This window comes from Microbulbifer maximicatervae (SeqCode) (assembly GCF_052467815.1).
Window position 1 is genome coordinate 1,583,099 of record NZ_CP174326.1, and the last position, 17,283, is coordinate 1,600,381.

The 17,283-nt window shown below is 54.9% G+C and carries 17 protein-coding genes; 6 read left to right on the forward strand and 11 right to left on the reverse strand.

Annotation, left to right across the window (positions count from 1 at the left end):
* Positions 1-60: 60 nt before the first annotated feature.
* Positions 61-1,980: an ATP-binding cassette domain-containing protein gene (locus ACJJIW_RS06855; protein WP_444936971.1), complete on the reverse strand. Its 1,920-nt coding sequence runs from the start codon at positions 1,978-1,980 to the stop codon at positions 61-63.
* A gap of 108 nt (positions 1,981-2,088) precedes the next feature.
* Between ACJJIW_RS06855 and ACJJIW_RS06860 the strand changes: the two genes are divergently transcribed.
* Positions 2,089-2,583 carry a TIGR02444 family protein gene (locus ACJJIW_RS06860; RefSeq protein WP_444936972.1) on the forward strand — a complete coding sequence of 165 codons (495 nt, stop codon included), beginning with the start codon at positions 2,089-2,091 and terminating at the stop codon, positions 2,581-2,583.
* Positions 2,584-2,698: 115 nt separating this feature from the next.
* Here the strand turns inward: ACJJIW_RS06860 and ACJJIW_RS06865 are convergent, their stop codons facing one another.
* Positions 2,699-3,661 (reverse strand): histidine kinase, encoded by a 963-nt coding sequence (locus ACJJIW_RS06865; protein ID WP_444892365.1) that lies wholly within the window; start codon positions 3,659-3,661, stop codon positions 2,699-2,701.
* Between the two features lie 457 nt (positions 3,662-4,118).
* Here ACJJIW_RS06865 and bamJ point away from each other — a divergent pair, with 457 nt between their 5' ends.
* Complete coding sequence (gene bamJ, locus ACJJIW_RS06870; protein WP_282930659.1) at positions 4,119-4,907, forward strand: FKBP-type peptidyl-prolyl cis-trans isomerase; 789 nt, start codon at positions 4,119-4,121, stop codon at positions 4,905-4,907.
* Between the two features lie 134 nt (positions 4,908-5,041).
* Here the strand turns inward: bamJ and rsd are convergent, their stop codons facing one another.
* The 9 genes from rsd to rpmE all read right to left on the reverse strand — a co-directional run bounded on the left by rsd (position 5,042) and on the right by rpmE (position 11,989).
* Entirely contained in the window at positions 5,042-5,509 is a 468-nt protein-coding gene (gene rsd, locus ACJJIW_RS06875; protein ID WP_444936973.1) for a sigma D regulator, read from the reverse strand.
* 169 nt (positions 5,510-5,678) lie between these two features.
* A complete protein-coding gene (locus ACJJIW_RS06880) occupies positions 5,679-6,365 on the reverse strand; it encodes an LrgB family protein (RefSeq protein ID WP_444936974.1) in 687 nt (228 codons plus the stop codon).
* Positions 6,362-6,748, reverse strand: a complete 387-nt coding sequence (locus tag ACJJIW_RS06885; RefSeq protein ID WP_444936975.1) for a CidA/LrgA family protein — start codon at positions 6,746-6,748, stop codon at positions 6,362-6,364. Before ACJJIW_RS06885 ends, ACJJIW_RS06880 begins: the two co-directional genes overlap by 4 nt.
* A 36-nt stretch (positions 6,749-6,784) precedes the next feature.
* Entirely contained in the window at positions 6,785-7,276 is a 492-nt protein-coding gene (locus ACJJIW_RS06890) for a disulfide bond formation protein B (protein ID WP_444936976.1), read from the reverse strand.
* Positions 7,273-7,875 carry an acyl carrier protein phosphodiesterase gene (locus ACJJIW_RS06895; protein ID WP_444936977.1) on the reverse strand — a complete coding sequence of 201 codons (603 nt, stop codon included), beginning with the start codon at positions 7,873-7,875 and terminating at the stop codon, positions 7,273-7,275. The genes ACJJIW_RS06890 and ACJJIW_RS06895 overlap by 4 nt, the downstream gene beginning before the upstream one ends.
* Before the next feature lie 34 nt (positions 7,876-7,909).
* The gene (gene gshA, locus ACJJIW_RS06900; protein ID WP_413663800.1) at positions 7,910-9,538 is read right to left on the reverse strand and encodes a glutamate--cysteine ligase; all 1,629 of its coding nucleotides are present in this window, start codon (positions 9,536-9,538) and stop codon (positions 7,910-7,912) included.
* Between the two features lie 40 nt (positions 9,539-9,578).
* On the reverse strand, positions 9,579-10,010 hold the full coding sequence (locus ACJJIW_RS06905) for a hypothetical protein (protein ID WP_444936978.1): 432 nt from the start codon (positions 10,008-10,010) through the stop codon (positions 9,579-9,581).
* Positions 10,011-10,140: 130 nt separating this feature from the next.
* Positions 10,141-11,394 (reverse strand): malic enzyme-like NAD(P)-binding protein, encoded by a 1,254-nt coding sequence (locus ACJJIW_RS06910; RefSeq protein ID WP_282930667.1) that lies wholly within the window; start codon positions 11,392-11,394, stop codon positions 10,141-10,143.
* Positions 11,395-11,776: 382 nt separating this feature from the next.
* Positions 11,777-11,989, reverse strand: coding sequence for a 50S ribosomal protein L31 (gene rpmE, locus ACJJIW_RS06915; RefSeq protein WP_108734996.1), 213 nt, complete (start codon positions 11,987-11,989; stop codon positions 11,777-11,779).
* A gap of 324 nt (positions 11,990-12,313) precedes the next feature.
* On the opposite strand from rpmE, the gene ACJJIW_RS06920 reads away from it, so the two are divergent.
* The 4 genes from ACJJIW_RS06920 to hslU all read left to right on the forward strand — a co-directional run bounded on the left by ACJJIW_RS06920 (position 12,314) and on the right by hslU (position 17,283).
* Positions 12,314-14,527: a primosomal protein N' gene (locus tag ACJJIW_RS06920; protein ID WP_444936979.1), complete on the forward strand. Its 2,214-nt coding sequence runs from the start codon at positions 12,314-12,316 to the stop codon at positions 14,525-14,527.
* Between the two features lie 82 nt (positions 14,528-14,609).
* Entirely contained in the window at positions 14,610-15,188 is a 579-nt protein-coding gene (locus tag ACJJIW_RS06925; RefSeq protein ID WP_444892358.1) for an SPOR domain-containing protein, read from the forward strand.
* Between the two features lie 165 nt (positions 15,189-15,353).
* The gene (hslV, locus tag ACJJIW_RS06930; protein WP_108734993.1) at positions 15,354-15,893 is read left to right on the forward strand and encodes an ATP-dependent protease subunit HslV; all 540 of its coding nucleotides are present in this window, start codon (positions 15,354-15,356) and stop codon (positions 15,891-15,893) included.
* Between the two features lie 73 nt (positions 15,894-15,966).
* Positions 15,967-17,283, forward strand: coding sequence for an ATP-dependent protease ATPase subunit HslU (hslU, locus tag ACJJIW_RS06935; protein WP_282930670.1), 1,317 nt, complete (start codon positions 15,967-15,969; stop codon positions 17,281-17,283).

Genomic DNA, 17,283 nt, shown 5'->3' on the forward strand with positions numbered 1-17,283 from the left:
GGGTAGCAGGAAAGTTCTGAAGCCCGCTGAAGATATTATTTAGAGTGATTTTCTGTAAAATTATTCGCCGCGAATTTCCTCGAGCTTCTCAGAAATTTCCAGCCATTCCATTTCCAGTTCTTCCATTAATTCCTGCTGCTCTGACTGCTCTTTATTAAGTCGAGCTATTTCCTCCTGCTGGCCGCCGCTATATAGCGCTTCATCGGCAAGTTTTTCCTGTACTGCGGCCAATGCCTTTTCTGCCACAGCCATCTGTCGCTCAATATTCTTGAGCTTGTTGGTCAGGGGCTTCAGTTGTTCGCGTAGTGCGGCGGCGGCGCGCCTTTGGGCCTTCTTATCCTCAGGGGCTTTTTCCTCTGTGCCTGTAACAGTGGAGGCGCTCTCCTCTTTGCGCTTCTTTTCCCGGTTAAAGCCGAGCAGCCACTGTTTGTAGTCATCAAGGTCGCCGCTATAGGGTTCGGCGCGGCCATTGGCCACCAGAATAAATTCGTCGGCAGTATTGGCCAGTAGATGACGATCGTGGGAAACCAATATGACGGCACCGGGAAACTCCGCCAGCGCCAGGGTCAGGGCGTGGCGCATTTCCAGATCAAGGTGGTTTGTCGGTTCATCGAGAAGCAACAGGTTAGGTTTTTGCCAGGCCAGTAGTGCCAGGGCTAAACGGGCTTTTTCACCGCCGGAAAAGCCCCCTACCGTTTCGAAAACCCGATCGCCGATAAAACCGTAGCCGCCGAGAAAATCCCGCAGCGATTGCTCCGAGGCATCGGGGCTCAGCCTTTGCAGGTGCAGCAAAGGGGAACCGTTGCTATCCAGTGCTTCCAGCTGATGCTGGGCGAAGTAGCCGATGGCCAAGTGCTCGCCACATTGGCGCTCGCCACTGAGGGGGGCGAGTGTGCCAGCCAGGGTTTTGATTAGAGAGGACTTGCCCGCACCATTGGGGCCGAGCAGGCCGATACGGCGTCCCGGTTGAATGCCCAGCTGAACGTTCTTCACCACTATTTTTTCGGCATAGCCGATATCCGTCTCGCGCAGGTCGATTAACGGATTAGAGGTTTTCTCTGAGGATGGCAAAGTAAAATGAAAAGGGGAATCCACATGGGCTGGGGCAATCAGAGCCATCCGGTCCAGGGCTTTCAGGCGGCTTTGTGCCTGCTTGGCCTTGCTCGCCTTGGCGCGAAAGCGCCGCACAAAGTCTTCCATATGTGCGCGTTCGGCCTGCTGTTTTTCAAACTGTATTTGCTGCTGGGCCAGGCGCTCAGCGCGAGCGCGCTCGAAGGCACTGTAGTTGCCGCTGTACAAGACCAGTTTTTGCTGTTCAAAACTGACAATGCCGTCGACCACTGCATCGAGAAAGTCGCGGTCGTGGGAAATAATCAGCAGGGTACCGGGGAAGCGTTGCAGCCACTGTTCCAGCCAAAGGGTGGCATCCAGATCCAAGTGGTTGGTGGGCTCGTCCAACAGCATAAGATCTGCGGGGCACATCAGGGCGCGGCCCAAATTGAGGCGAATACGCCATCCACCTGAGAAGCTGCGAACGGGGCGCTGTTGCTCTTCGTGGGAAAAGCCAAGCCCGTCGAGGAGTTGCGCGGCGCGCGCCGGGCCACTGTAGCCATCAATACTGGCCATGCGCTCGTGCAGTTCTGCCAGTTTGTGACCGTCGGTATCGCCGCTTGCTTCGGCCTCTGCCAGTTGCTTTTGCAATAGCCGCAACTCGCTATCGCCGTCTAAAACGTAATCCAGTGCTGACTGCTCAGTAGCTTCTACCTCTTGAGCCATATGGGAGATACGCCAGGTGCTGGGGAGGTCTACCCGCCCTGCATCGGTTTCCAGTTGTCCAAGCAGCAGTTTGAACAGAGTTGACTTGCCACAGCCGTTGGCACCGATAATTCCGACTTTGTGGCCGGGGAAGATTCTGCAATCTGCGCTGTCAAGCAAGTCGCGCTCACCTCGGTGCAGAGAAACCCCTTGTAAATTGATCACTGGAAAAACCTCATATGAATAGGCCGATGAATGCTAGGCTATTGAACAGACCCGGACTCCACAGAGACTGGGGCACTATGCCGATCAGCAAAGGGTCGGGATTCTAACGTGACAAATACTTCACCTCCATCTTCCCCCAAGGAAAACCCCCTCTGGCAGTTCAGCTTGGACTTTTATGCCTATCAGGATGTTGAGAAGTTCCTACTCGACTGCCAAGACAGAAATGGCGCTGACGTGTGTCTTCTACTGTGGGCGAGCTATACAGTCGTTTGTGGCAAGGAAATCAGTGAAGAGGGATGGAGAGTCGCAGATCGAGGCGTCGCGCCGCGCAGGCGAATGATTCGCAGTGTGCGACACCTGCGTCGTTGGCTGGGGAGTTTGCGCCCCCATACCCAGCGGGTCTACGCGCTGTGTAAACGCTATGAATTGAAACTGGAGCAGTTGCAGTTGGCTGCGCTGTGGAAAATTTATGCTGAGGACTGGCCGGGGGATCGCTCTGCACTGGAGCTAGCATCCCAGCAATATGGTTTGCAGCAAAAAGATCAGGCCCACTGGGCGGGCCTGATCGAAAGCTACTTGGCTCACAGGGGGGCAGCGGGTTAAGCCACTGTTACACCCCTCTGGGCGCTGTACTTTTCTGGGGTCGCCGGTAATACAGTCGTGAAAAGTACAGAGCTCAATTAAGCAGCACCGTATTTGGCTGCGAGGAGTCCCGAGACTATTCGCCGCTGGGTTGCTCCGAAGAAAAGAGGCTGTTTGCCGGAGTGCTGGGAGTAATCGTTGCTGCTGGGCGCGGAGTTTCCACCGGTTTCTGCTGCTCAGCTGGAGCCATTGCTTTTGAATCGTCTTTGGGTTTCTCAACGGTTTCAGGTTTGCTGACAGCCTTCACCTTCGGAGTTTCTGCGCTTGGCTTGACTGTTGCAGGCTTGGCTTCCGTTGAGGGTTTGCTCGCCGCTGGTTTTTTGGCAGCAGTAGTTTTAGCTGGAGCTTTCTTCGCTGGATTTTTTTTCTCGGCAGTAGAAGCTTTCTTGGCTGGTGCTTTTTTCGCAGCAGTGGAGGCTTTCTTTGCGGGAGTTTTCTTTACAGCTTTAGTGGCAGCGGCGGTTTTTGCTGGCGCTTTCTTGGCACTAGTTTTCTTTTCTGTGGCTTTTTTTGCCACTGTCTTTTTCACTGTTTTGGCGGTGCTGGTAGTGCTTGCTTTAGTGCGGCTCTTTGCTGCGGTTGCTTTAGGAGCGGCTACTTTTTTTGAGGTGGTAGCTTTGCGGGCTTTTGGCTTGGATTTGTTCAGTAGTTTTTCTGCTTTTACACCGGCCTTACGCACAGCTTCGGCAGCTTTCAGCTCGGCCTTTGCCTGGGACTCGGTACTCTTTGCTTCGGCGTGTGATGCCTTTGCTTGCTGGAGTACTTCGTTATGCTTTTCTACATTGGCCTTGGCGGTTTCTACACGCTTTTGAGTGGCAGCTGTCTTTCGTGTCTTGGCTGCAGTTCTAGCGTCTACTAGTTTGGTTTTCGCTTTAGCTAATTTTTCTTTTGCAGAAGTCAGTGCTTTTCCGGCTTTTAAAACACTTTTGCCGGCATCGGCAACTTTCTTGTTGCGGGCTTTGTCCAGCTTGACGGTTAGCTTGGAAATTTGTGCTTCCAGTTCTGCGACTGAATTGACAGCTCTTTGTTTGGCAGCCATGAGTAAATGTCCTGACGTTTATTATCAATTGGAACATCCGGACAGTGTACGGATCAGATCTATATGTAATAAACATATTTAAATCAGGGATCTGAACACTGTAAATTGTTCTGAAACTGAAAAGCACCTCAAACAGTCCGGAACAACAACCGGCGACTGGTCGATAATAGCGCTGTTTTTAAAAAAAATGTATGCCGTAAGCAGCGAAAATAGTGCTGTAAATGTATTTTTTTCTCGCTGGTCCCTGGAACCTTAAGGTGGAATGTGGTGTCCTGCACAGTGTGCGCGTCATCGGTATGCACTTGCAGTCGCCTTAGGTTAGACTTGAGCGGACTGGCGGAAAAGGTGCGCCTGGAGGCTAAGGGCCGAATCAGGATTACTTGATAAGCCGCCGCAGGCATTGACCCAGGGTCAAGCGCGAATCATTCAACGCAATACGGACAAAGAGACAACACCCATGAATAAATACCCTTTGGCTGCAGCAATTGCCCTTGGCCTGGCGCTGACCGGCTGTAACGAACAGGGATCTAAGCAGGAAAAAGAAGTTGCCCTGGACACCCAGGAGAAGAAGGTCAGCTACATCATTGCCGAAGATATGGCGAAGCGCCTTGAAGCTCAGGATGTGAAATTAGATCCCCAAGTGGTGATGATGGCTCTTAAGGATGTTTCCAGCGGCAATGAATCCCGTTTGACTGAAGAAGAAAAGCAGCAAACGATCGCTGCCTTCCAAGAGCAAATGCAGAAGAAGCAGCAGGAAATGCTGGCTCAGCAAGAGAAAGAATTCAAAGAGACAGCTGATAAAAACCTGCAGGAAGGAAAAGCCTTCCTCGAAGAGAATGCCAAGAAAGATGGTGTTGTTACCACTGATTCCGGCCTGCAGTACAAGGTGATTAGTGAGGGTTCCGGCGGCAAGCCCAGCGAGAACAGCACTGTTGAAGTGGACTACAAGGGTACCCTGATCAATGGTGAAGAGTTTGATAGCTCTTACGCCCGTGGTGAGCCGGTCCAGTTCCCGGTTAATGGTGTTATCAAGGGTTGGACCGAAGCGCTGCAACTGATGAAAGAAGGTTCCAAGTGGGAGCTTTACATCCCTTCCGAGCTGGCATATGGCCCGGGTGGTGCAGGCGGTAAGATCGGCCCTAACGCAACGCTGATTTTTGAAGTGGAGTTGCACAAAGCCAATGTTGGCAAGGAAGATGGCGCCGAGAAAAAAGAAGAGAAAAAAGAAGAGCCCAAAAGTGAGTAATTAGATTTACTACTTTGGATTCAATAAAGGCGCCCATTGGGCGCCTTTATTTTTTACCCTGAAAAATCAATAACAAAAATATTCGATTAAAGGCGCCGGCTTCCCATCGCCTTTACAATGATGAATTCAGTTTTTTAGACCAGCTGGTTTTTATGGGCTGTGTGCAAAAGTGCGATCATTCGATCCTCGGAACTAAAGCGGGTTTCCAGTGCTTCCCCCAGCTGTGACAAATCTGGGTTCAGGCTGGATAGATCGTCGGTTTCCTGGTACTTATCATTGAAATCGACAGCGACATCAGTGGTCACATCAATATCCCGATAGAGTTCCCGCGCTTGTTGCAGCCCCTGTTTATCATCAAAAGCCTGGCCTTCCAGTATGAGCTGTTCGTATACCTCAAAGTGTCCCGCAGAGACGTAGTCCACCAGCAACTGGCAAAGATGACGAACACCGTTCTCGGTCTCCGAATCCCCATCGTTAAACGCTTTCTTCTCAGATAGATGGTAGTAACTTACCAGCAGGATTTGTCGGGACTGTAGCCAGCGGTCAATGATTTCACTGACGCCACCCCAGCGCTCGCGCGCAGATTTACAATTTTCCAGCATCTCCAAGAATCCTTTGGTTACTGTTGCCGTGATAGCCAGCTTTATTGCTGATCCCGAAGGCCCTAAGAAGATAGGAGATTCCCCCGCCGACGGCAAGGTGCAGAGTGTGATCTACGCCAGAATACAACGATGCCTGCGGCGATCTTCGGTGGAGCAAATCTAGGGTGTTTTAACCACTGATAATGAGCGGCAAAATCAGCGCTGTGAGCGCACCGCAGGAACCCATCGCCAATGCTGCACAGGCGCCGCACAGGGCGCTGATTTCTAATGCTCGTGCGGTCCCAACCGCGTGGGCATTGATGCCGAGTACGATACCAATAATACGCTCATCGTGAATATTGAGCCTACTCATTATAGCTGGGCCAGCGATAGCACCGACCACCCCGGTCAAGACCACAATAGCTGCAGTGAGGCTGAGAGAAGCGTGGATTGTTTCCGCCAGGGCCAATGCGATGGGTGTGGTAATAGATTTGCCGCTCAACGCCAGTAGCACTGACTTGCCCGCGCCAAATACCAAGGCGATTAATACTGCTATAACCGGGGCCAAAATCGCACCCACAAAAATAGTGACAAGTAGCGGCCAGCCGGCTTTGCGGATAATCACTAGGTTTTGTTTGAGAGGGACAGCCAGGGCAACAACTGCTGGCCCTAGCAAGCTGTACAGTAATGCACTGGAGCCCTGGTAACTCTCATAGGGGATATGGAGAACACTCAATGTTATTGCGGTCAAAATGCTAGCGCTGATAATAGGGTGCAGCAGAACAGTCTTGTAGCGCCGGTAAAGGGTAACGCCGATAAGAAAAGCTATGACATTCAAGGGCAATACAAAGACTGGGTTCGCCAGAAATTCATTCACTTTCCATTACCCCCAGAGCGAATCAGCAGTTTTTTTAGTAGCTGTGCGCAAATAGCGATACTGATCAGTGTGCCAATCACAATAGCGGCGATAAGGGCTAGCCAGTCGGATAGAGTCAGGCCCTGGAAAAAAAATACCCCGACAGCCGCCGGTAGCAATAACAGCGGCAATAGGTAAAGCAGTTGTGAGCTGACTTTGGCAAGGCCTGCGGGAGCCCCACCATTGAACACGAGAATCACCAGTAGCATCAGCATCCCTATGACAGATCCTGGAATGGGTAGTGACAGGCTTGAGCTGGTGAAATTGCCCAGCCAGGTACAGGCAACCAGAATGGCAGCTCCCCCCAGCCAGCGGAGTATGTTGTGCAGCGTGGATTTTGACATGTAGGAGATGGCGGCCGGTAAAGCCGCCGGAGATTGTTAAGCTCTGCGGAATGCTTGCCAGCCACCGAACAGGATCAGACCGGCAAAACCGATAGCGGCCCAACCGGGGATGCTCAGGCCCATCATGGTCCACTGTACTTCAGCACAATTGCCATCGCCGCTCAGCAGCGCCTTGAGCACATCGGCCATCGGGAAAACTTCAATCATATAGCTGACGCTTGGACCACAGGCCGGTACCTGGTCTTCCGGCAGGCTTTGCAGCCACAGCTGGCGACCGGCAAAGTAGAGACCGCCCATTGCCCACAGGGATACCAGCAGGCCGTAGACACGACGGCCAATGGTGGCAGGGTTGTGCAGGAATGCGATCAACGAAACTATACCAACACCCAATAGCATTACCCGCTGGGTAATACACAATTTGCAAGGCTCCAGCCCCTGCACGTACTCGAGATAAAAGGCGGAGCCGAGTAAAAAGGCCACCATTAGGAAGACCAAAAGAAAAGTGATGCGCGGGTTGGGTAAGGTCATGGTAATTCGGGTCCTGAATAGTGCTGTCGAAAGCGGTTCGCTTCGAGATTCAAGTCGGTTAATAGTTTATTGAAATTGCTTTCCAGTTTGTTCCGCCCGGCGATAAGTTCAGGCAGTAGCTCCTGCAGTGCTACCGGGCGGCGCAACCGCTGCCCAACCCGCTCCAGGGTCAGTTCGATTACCCGCTCCTCGCGGTAACTTTGCAGCAGTTTAATTTGCTCGGCGCGCTCAATAAATGCCATTGCGCGTGGCGGAATATACCGGCTGTCGAAATGAAAGTCTCTCCAACAGCGCTGGCAAAACTCATCCAGCGCTTCAGGGTGCCACTGCTGCCAGTTTTCTGCCAACAGGTGGTCAAACCATATATCCAGTGCGATGCCGGCATAGCGACGCCAGCGCGGGTCCAGTTGTGCCAGGGCATCCCGGTAGGCCGGGTGCGCATCGGTGATGGCATCGATGCGACGGTGCAGGCGAATACCATGCTCAATATCCGCTGGCCAACTGTCATCCAGGGGACCTTTAACAAAGTCCCCCAGGAGCCCACCCAGTCGCCAACGCGGTTCGGGCCCGGACAGTAACAGATGTGCCAGATAGTTCATAAGCCTCGCTCAGGCTGCGGCACTGTATCAGCCGCTAGTCCTGGCAGCAGTTGTATTGGGCGTAGTAACGGCTCAGGAATGTTTCAAAAGTACCGCTATCCTGCGCTTCAATTTCTTTTTGCTTGAGCAGTGAGGTTTCTGCCTGCTGTAAGAAGTCTTGCAGATAGTCGCTGTCCAGAGGGCGCTCCAGGAAGTAGCGGCGGTGCTGTTCGGCTTTATCCATAGCCCACTGGGAAAAGGTAATGTTTTGTTCGCGCATCTCTGCCAGTATCTGCTGTGCCGGTGTGAGGATATCCCCTTTCACCTTGGCCTTCTGCACGCCCACTGAGCCGCGGTATTGCGAGCCGCCCCAGGCGTTATCCAGCAGTTCTGCCACTGAGTCGACCTCTTCCAATAACTGGGTGGCCCAGTCGCTCAGTTTGCGCTCGCCACCGTTATCCAGCAGTGTTAGTTCCGGCTCGTGACCCCGGTAGACGATACGCTGTTGGTTCTCCTGGGTACTGCGGTAATCGGCATCACTGGTTTTGGGGCTGTCGGTGAGAAGGCAGTGCAATAGGAAGCTATCGAGAAAGCGCATCTGCTGGGCATCAATTCCCAGGGGGGCGAAGGGGTTCAGGTCGAGACAGCGCACCTCAACATATTCGACACCGCGATTATCCAGGGCAGACAGCGCTGTTTCGCCCCGTTTGGCGGGGTTTTTGGGACGGATCGGTGAGTAAAACTCATTCTCGATTTGCAGTATGCCTGTGGACAATTGCTGGTAGTCGCCGCCTTCATTTTTAACCCCCATTTCCTGGTAGGGGCCGTAGGAACTGCTGATCGCTGAACAGAGCGTCGATAAATAGCTGCGCAGGTCGTTGTAGCAAACCACTAGTGACTGCTGCACGTTGCTGTTGTAGCCCAGGTCGCCCATACGCAGGGACGTAGCGTGGGGCACGTGCAGAGTGTGGTCATCCCCATTGAAGGGCTCAAGACTGTGCTCGCGGCCATCGACAAAAGAAGCGCATACCGCAGGTGCGGCGCCAAACAGGTAAATCAGCAACCAGTAATTGCGGCGGAAATTACGAATTAGATCGAAGTAGCGACGGGTTTTAAAACTTTTTAAATCCTCACTGCTGCCTTCGATTTCATGCAGCCACAGCCAGAACTCTTCAGGAAGCGAAAAGTTGTAGTGGATACCGGCGATAGTCTGCATGGCGCGGCCGTAGCGCAACCCCAGGCCCAGCCGGTAAATAGTTTTCATTGTGCCGCTGTGAGAGCTGCCGTAGCGGGCAACGGGAATATCTTTATCTTCGCCAATCGCACAGGGCATGCTGTTAACCCACAGGCGCTCGTCACCGATCTGGTTGTAGGTGTAGCGGTGGATACGGTCCAAGACCTGTAACGCTTCCTCTGGGGTCGCTACTGGCGGCGTAATAAATTCCAGTAGGGCCTCAGAGAAGTCGGTAGTAATACTTTCATGGGTAAGTGCGGAGCCCAGTGCTGTGGTATGCGGCGTTTGCGCAAGGGCGCCATCGGGAGCGACACGCAGGCTCTCTTTCTCGACACCGCGGAGGATGCCTTTGAGCAGTTGGGCTGGTTTGGCTTGCGATAGCGCGGCCAGGTGGGAAATGGGCACTCGAATCTCCTTGGTACTACCGGAACGCTTCTTTATCGCTGCCATCTCGGGCGACTCTCTGTGCCGGTGCTGAATGTTCTGGCGCTCAGGCGGCGGATTCAGATTTGTTTTCGTCAGGCTGTGCGGGCGTTTCAGCGGGCGCTGGTTCCGGGGCAACCTCAGGCGCTTCTTCCGGTGCGGCTTCAGGCGCAGGCTGGGGTTCTATCTCCGGGTTGGCCTGCTCTGGCAGTTCCTCAGGTGTTGAGGGAGTGATTTCAGGGTCACCCTGACTCACATCATTGGGTACCGGTGCCAGAGCTTCCTCGGGGATCTGGGGGTGCCCCTTAATGCTGAGTTCGCACAGTAGCAATTCAATGCGTAGGCTCACATTGCGAGTATTGGCCTCGAACATCTGGTTGATAGCGACATCTTTATGCTCGCTGCGAAACAGTTTGTTCGGCTCGCGGCCATCGGTCCATTCGCCGCTTTTACTCAGGAACTGCTGGTGCTGATTGGTCAGCACGTACACATGACTCATTGTGTTGGGCAACTTTGATGCTGTGACAGAAAGGCAGTTTAGCGACGGGGGCTTTGTGGCTCAAGAACTCCGTTAGAGCGAAAGCGGTAAATGCCTGCTCTAACGGGTTAAGTGAGGAAATCTGTGATCTTTACAGGGTTTCCAGGGGATAGTTGTCCGGGTAGGGCAGGCGCGCACAGCCACTGTCTACGGCTGCTCGTGCTACGGCCGAAGCCACCTCAGGCAGTAAACGCGGGTCGGTTGGCTTGGGCAGGATATAGTTGGGCCCGAAGCTGAGTTCGATGCCGCCATAACCTTCGCGCACCGAATCCGGCACCGGCAGGTGGGCAATTTTGCGGATGGCCTCGATCGCTGCCAGTTTCATCTCTTCATTGATGCGCGCAGCGCGGACATCCAGGGCACCCCGGAAAATAAACGGGAAGCAGAGGACGTTGTTAACCTGGTTCGGGTAGTCGGAGCGGCCTGTGGCCATAATCAGGTCGTCGCGCACACTGTGAGCCAGCTCGGGTTTAATCTCCGGGTTGGGGTTAGAGCAGGCGAAGACCACCGGTTTTGGGGCCATGCGCTGTAGCTGCTCGGCGGAGAGCAGGTCCGGGCCGGATACCCCGAGGAATACATCCGCACCGACGATGGCATCGTCGAGGGTACGCATATCGGTATCCCGCGCCCACTCACCTTTGTAGGCGTTGATATCCGTTCGACCCGAGTGGATAACCCCGCGGCTGTCGAGCATGGTGATCTGCTCTTTGCGCGCTCCGGCAGCCAGCAGCAGTTTGCAGCAGGCGGTCGCAGCGGCACCTGCGCCCAGACATACCATATGCACTTCACTGATTTTCTTACCCTGAATCTCCAGAGCATTGAGCATACCGGCAACGGTCACAATGGCGGTGCCGTGCTGATCGTCGTGAAAAACCGGTACCGGGCAGCGTTCGATCAGGGTCTCTTCAATATGGAAGCACTCGGGCGCCTTAATATCTTCGAGGTTGATACCGCCGAAGGTGTTGGCGATTGAGGCCACGGTCTGAATAAACTGCTCCGGGCTGCTGGCATCAACTTCGATATCTACTGAGTTGATATCGGCAAAGCGTTTAAACAGCAGTGACTTGCCTTCCATCACGGGTTTTGAGGCCAGCGGGCCCAGATTGCCGAGACCGAGAATGGCACTGCCATTGGAAATGACTGCTACCAGATTACCTTTGCCGGTGTATCGGTAGGCTGCTTCTGGGTCCTTGGCGATTTCTCGCACCGGTTCGGCGACGCCGGGACTGTAAGCCAGGGACAGGTCTTCCTGGGTTTCGGCAGGGGTCGTCAGTTCTACTGAAAGTTTGCCGGGACTGGGGAGCGCGTGGTAATCGAGCGCTGCCTGGCGCAATGAATCCGTCATTTGGGGGCTTTTCTCTCGAATACTGTGGGCAACACTTAAGTGTTATCCCGGTTACTGCGGGGGCCAGAGAATAACCGAGGGAAGCTTGGCGCTACAAGCGTGAAAATCTGCAATATATGGTACGGACTTCTATTTTTATCGTGCTTATCGACGATTTTCGGGATAAATAGCCGCAATATTTTGATTTATAAGGATAAAATGGTCGCCAATAGCGGTAAGGTTAAGCGATTCAAGTCGATTTTGATTTTGTACACAGACGCTTACGGCTGCTGGATATGATGGGGATTGAATAGATACAAAAAAGGCACCATCACAGTGTGAGGTGCCTTTTTGGAATGGACCCTGCCGCAAGCGGCGGGCCCACTCGAGCGAAGAGCCCGGATTATTTGCCGATACGGCTGCCGAAACGCTTCTTGAAACGGTCAACACGACCACCAGTGGTAGCCTGCTTCTGCTTGCCAGTGTAGAAAGGGTGGCACTGGGAGCAAACGTCGATTTGCAGGTCTTTGCCCAGAGTGGAGCGGGTTTTTACAACATTGCCGCAGGAACAGGTAGCGGAGATGTCGGTGTAGTTAGGATGGATATCTGCTTTCATGATTGCCTCTTTTCGAAACCGCCACTCGATCTTTTGCCGAGCACGGCATCGTCATTGGTGCAGGAACCAGTATGGTTCCAGGCTGTTTAAAAAGTCGGCGCATACTATCAGATTAATGTCGCGGTTCAAGCACAATTGGGTGGCGAAATAACTGAGGATGGCCACTTGTTAGCATTGCACAACAGCTTTGATAACAATTGACCTCACTAATTCCTCTGTGACGCCTAAGTCGCCAATTCGGCCCCAGTTATCCCCGACGAAGCCCTGCAACTTGCCACATCTGCCATTACACTAGCGCCTTTTGCTTGAGTGAGTGGGGGTCAGGTGCAGGAGTCAGTCCAACAGAAAGTCATTTTAAGGCTGGCAGTGCCCGTGCCCCTGAGGCGCTTGTTTGACTATTTGCCGCCAGAGGGACTGTCGCCGGAGTCACTGCGGCCCGGCCAGCGCCTCTGGGTGCCCTTTGCCGGGCGCAAGTTGGTGGCAGTATTGTTGGATATAGTGCAGGAGTCGCCGCACAGCAGTTTGAAGCCTGCGCTGGAACTGGTGGATTCGGAGGTTCTGTTTGGTGATGGCAGCCGCAAGCTGCTGTCCTGGATTGCCGACTATTACCAGGCGCCCCTCGGCGAGGTCTACGCCGCTGCCCTGCCCGTGGCACTGCGCAAAGGCAAGCCGTCTGATCATTGGGCGGAGCAGTGGCTTCAGCTCACGACAGAGGGAAAGGGCTTACCGGAAACTGCACTGGCGCGCGCGCCCAAGCAGCAGGCTCTGTTCCAGTTGCTGTTGAATGATGGCAAGCAGAGCCGAACCCACCTTAAGGCCCTCGGCCACAATACCCCCGTGATTCGCGCCCTGCAGGATCGCGGCCTGGTGGAGTGGATTCCAGGCCCTACCGTACCTGCGCCATTGCCCGCTGCAGAGAGCACAGCGGCCCCGGAGCTGAACAGCGAACAGCAACAGGTGCTCGACAGTATCGATTGCAGCAGCTTTTCTGCTTCATTACTGGAGGGCACCACCGGCAGTGGCAAGACCGAAGTTTATTTGCGCCTGATGCAGCGGGTTCTGGATAGCGGTCGCCAGGCATTGTTATTGGTGCCGGAGATTGGACTTACGCCGCAAACGCTGAGGCGTATTGCCGCACGATTTCCCAAGCACAGTATCGCAGCGCTGCACTCTGGCTTGGCCGACGGCGAGCGCGCTCAATCCTGGTTGGCGGCAGCGGGTGGGCAGGCAGATATTGTGATCGGCACCCGCTCAGCCATTATGACGCCCCTGCCCAGGCTCGGCGTTGTGATTGTCGATGAAGAACACGATGCCTCTTTTAAGCAGCAGGACGGTGTGCGCTATTCGGCCCGGGACTTGGCCGTGGTTTTGGGGCGCAATAATAATGTGCCGGTGGTTTTGGGTTCGGCTACGCCCTCTCTGGAAACCTTGCACAACGCTTTGAATGGGCGCTATCAACACCTGCGCATGCGCTATCGCGCCGGTGATGCCAAGCCGCCGCAAATTCACGTAGTTCCGACACTGCGGGAGCCGTTGGAAGAGGGATTTTCTCCCCAGGTGCTGCGCCATATCGGCGATACCCTCGCGCGAGGTGAGCAGGCCCTGGTGTTTATCAATCGGCGCGGCTTTGCCCCCGCGCTGACTTGTGATGATTGCGGCTGGCTGGCGGATTGCCCACACTGCTCGAGCAAGCTGACTATGCACCGGCGGCAACGCCAGTTGCGCTGCCACCACTGCGATTACCGCCGCCCGCTGGTTGATAGCTGCCCACAATGTCACAGCCGTTCGATCTCGGCCCTGGGTGCCGGCACGGAACGCAGCGAGGAACTGTTGGCCCGTCGCTTTGCTGACTATCCGGTGATACGTGTGGACCGGGATACCACGGCGAGCAAACAGGCCCTGGATAAATTGTTAGCACCGGCGCGAGAGGGCGAGCCCTGCCTGTTGCTGGGAACCCAGATGCTGGCCAAGGGGCACCATTTGCCCAAGGTCACTTTGGTAGTGATCCAGGATGCCGATGGCGGTTTATTCAGCGCAGATTTCCGCGCGCCAGAGCGTACCGGCCAGTTATTGGAACAGGTGGCGGGCCGTGCGGGGCGCGGCAGTCTCAGTGGGCGGGTATTGGTTCAGAGCCGCTTCCCCGAGCACCCGCTTTTACAATTGCTGCTGGAAAAAGGCTATGGCGCTTTTGCGCGCCAGTTGCTGAGAGATCGCACGGTTGCACAGTTGCCTCCCGCGAGTGCTATGGCACTGGTGAGAGCGGAGTGTGAAGAGCCTGGTTGGGCCGAAGAGTTTCTACAAAATGCGCGACTCTTTATGCAGTCCCTGGCACCCCCGTCACCACAGATCCAATATCTGGGGCCGGTGCCGGCACTACTGGAACGCAAATCCGGGCGCTTCCGATTTTATATTCAGGTCACCGCACAAAACCGAGCCCACTTACAGCCGCTGCTAGCGCGAGTGTGTGCCTGGGCGGAGGGCAATAAAAATCGCCGCCTGCGCTGGGCTGTGGATATGGATGCGCAGGAATTATCGTGAATATGCGCTGGGTTACGCGCCTGGCACTAAATTGGCGGTACAATTCACAAACCGCTAAAACCTTGCAGGGAAGAAATTTTCGATGAGCCGTCGCACCAGTAATCGCCGCAGTAAAAAAGCCGCAGGCAAACCCGCATGGGTTTGGTTTGTCCTGGGGAATTTTGTCGGTGGCTTTGCGGTGGCCGTACTGTTTCTCCAGGGCATGGACAAGGACAGCCGGGGAATAAGCAGCATTAAGCCAAAGGCGGTGCAGCAGCGAGAGGAAACATCGCCTCAACCGCGTTTTGATTTTTATACAAAATTAAAAGAAAACGAAGTCACGGTACCCCCGCCCAAAGTGGCACAACCGGCGCGCCGCAGTGACTCCACCAACAGTTCCCAGAACAGTAGCTCATCGGAACCCGATCGCAGCACCCCGGCACAGGTATATATCCTGCAGGCGGCGTCGTTTCGCGATGCTTCTGAAGCGGAGCGCCTGCGCGTTGAGCTGACCCTGGCCAACCTGGATGTCAAAGTGGAATCGGCCACCGATAACCGGGGTACCTGGCACAGGGTATTGGTGGGCCCTTACAGCAACCGCTCCCGGATGGCCAAAGCGCGCCAGACACTGGCTGAGCATCGCCTGATGCCGCTGGTGCTAAAACGCCCGGCGACCCAGTGACCATTAATTCCGTTTATTAAGGTGTATTGCCCCACTCAGTAATTGTGACCTCTCTTATTGAAATCGGCGCGCACCGTCCTCACTTACCTAGTCTGAAGACAATTCCCCGGCGCGGGCACCTCGATGCCCGCTGCCAGAGTACACGCGCAATCCGAGAGGTCTCCATTGGAACAGTATCGCGGAACTACTATTTTATCCTGTCGCCGCAACGGCAAAGTTGTGATTGGCGGCGACGGCCAGGTGTCCATGGGCAACACCGTTATGAAAGGCAATGCGCGCAAGGTGCGTCGCCTGTACAAAGATAAGGTTATTGCCGGTTTTGCCGGTGGTACTGCAGACGCTTTCACCCTGTTCGAACGTTTTGAAGCCAAGCTTGAGGCCCACGGTGGCCAGCTGACCCGCGCCGCTGTGGAGTTGGCCAAAGATTGGCGTACCGACCGCGCCCTGCGCCGCTTGGAGGCCCTGCTGGCGGTTGCCGATTCCACTGCCAGTTTGATTGTGACCGGTAATGGCGACGTGATTCAGCCGGAAGACGACCTGATTGCTATCGGTTCCGGTGGCCCCTTCGCCCAGTCGGCAGCCCGCGCGCTGCTGGACAATACCGATATGGATGCCCGCTCTATTGTGGAGCAGGGACTGAAGATCGCCGGCGATATCTGTGTTTATACCAACCAGAACCACACCATCGAAGAACTGGCTTATTGATTACCGGGTACACCCTAGAGTGACCGGCTGGCGGGCTGTTTAAGCCCCCGCAAGAATTTTTGCAGGAATTTGTATGTCCCAGATGACACCCAGAGAAATTGTCCACGAACTCGACCGCCATATTGTCGGCCAGCAGGAGGCCAAGCGTGCGGTAGCCATTGCGCTGCGCAACCGCTGGCGCCGTATGCAGGTTAGTGAAGACCTGCGCGCCGAGATCACGCCGAAAAATATTTTGATGATCGGCCCTACCGGCGTGGGCAAGACGGAAATTGCCCGCCGCCTGGCCAAACTGGCGAACGCGCCCTTTATCAAGGTAGAGGCGACTAAATTTACCGAAGTGGGCTATGTCGGTCGGGATGTAGAGTCGATTGTCCGCGATCTTGTCGAGATGGCAGTGAAGCAGGAACGCGAGCAGGCCATGGCTGGTGTTGAGCAGCGCGCCATGGACGCCGCAGAAGAGCGCATCCTCGATGCCCTGCTGCCGCCGGCGCGCTCCACCGAGCCCACCGATAAGGATTCCAGCACTCGCCAGCTGTTCCGCAAGAAGTTGCGCGAAGGTGATCTCGATGACAAAGAGGTTGAGGTGGATCTGGCCGCTGCGCCCATGGGCGTTGAGATTATGGCCCCTCCCGGTATGGAGGAGATGACCAACCAGCTCCAGGGCATGTTCTCCAATATGTCCCAGGGCAAGACTCGCAAGAGCAAGCTGCCGGTCAAGCAGGCCCTCAAGCAGCTCACCGACGAGGAAGCGGCCAAGCTGGTCAACGACGAAGATGTTAAGACCCGTGCGATCCGCGCTGCTGAGCAGAATGGCATCGTATTTATCGATGAAATCGATAAGGTTGCCAAGCGCCAGGAGAGCGGCGGTGCCGATGTTTCCCGCGAAGGGGTACAGCGCGACCTGCTGCCACTGATTGAAGGCAGCACGGTTAACACCAAGTACGGCATGATCAAAACCGATCACATCCTGTTTATTGCCTCCGGCGCCTTCCACCTTTCCAAGCCCTCGGACCTGATTCCCGAGTTGCAGGGTCGCCTGCCCATTCGCGTGGAATTGAATTCGTTGAGCTCCGCAGATTTCGAGCGCATCCTCACCGAGCCGTCCGCTTCCCTTACCGAGCAGCAAAAAGCATTGCTGGCCACTGAGGGGCTGGAACTGCAATTTAGTGAAGACGGTATTCGCCGCATCGCGGAAGTGGCTTTCGAGGTGAATGAGCGCACCGAGAATATCGGTGCACGCCGTCTGCACACGGTACTGGAGCGCTTGCTGGAGGAAATTTCCTTTGATGCGGGCGATGGCAATACTTCGCTGAACATTGATGCCGCCTATGTGGACAGCCATCTGGGCGAGTTGAGCCAGAACGAAGACCTGTCGCGTTTTATCTTGTAA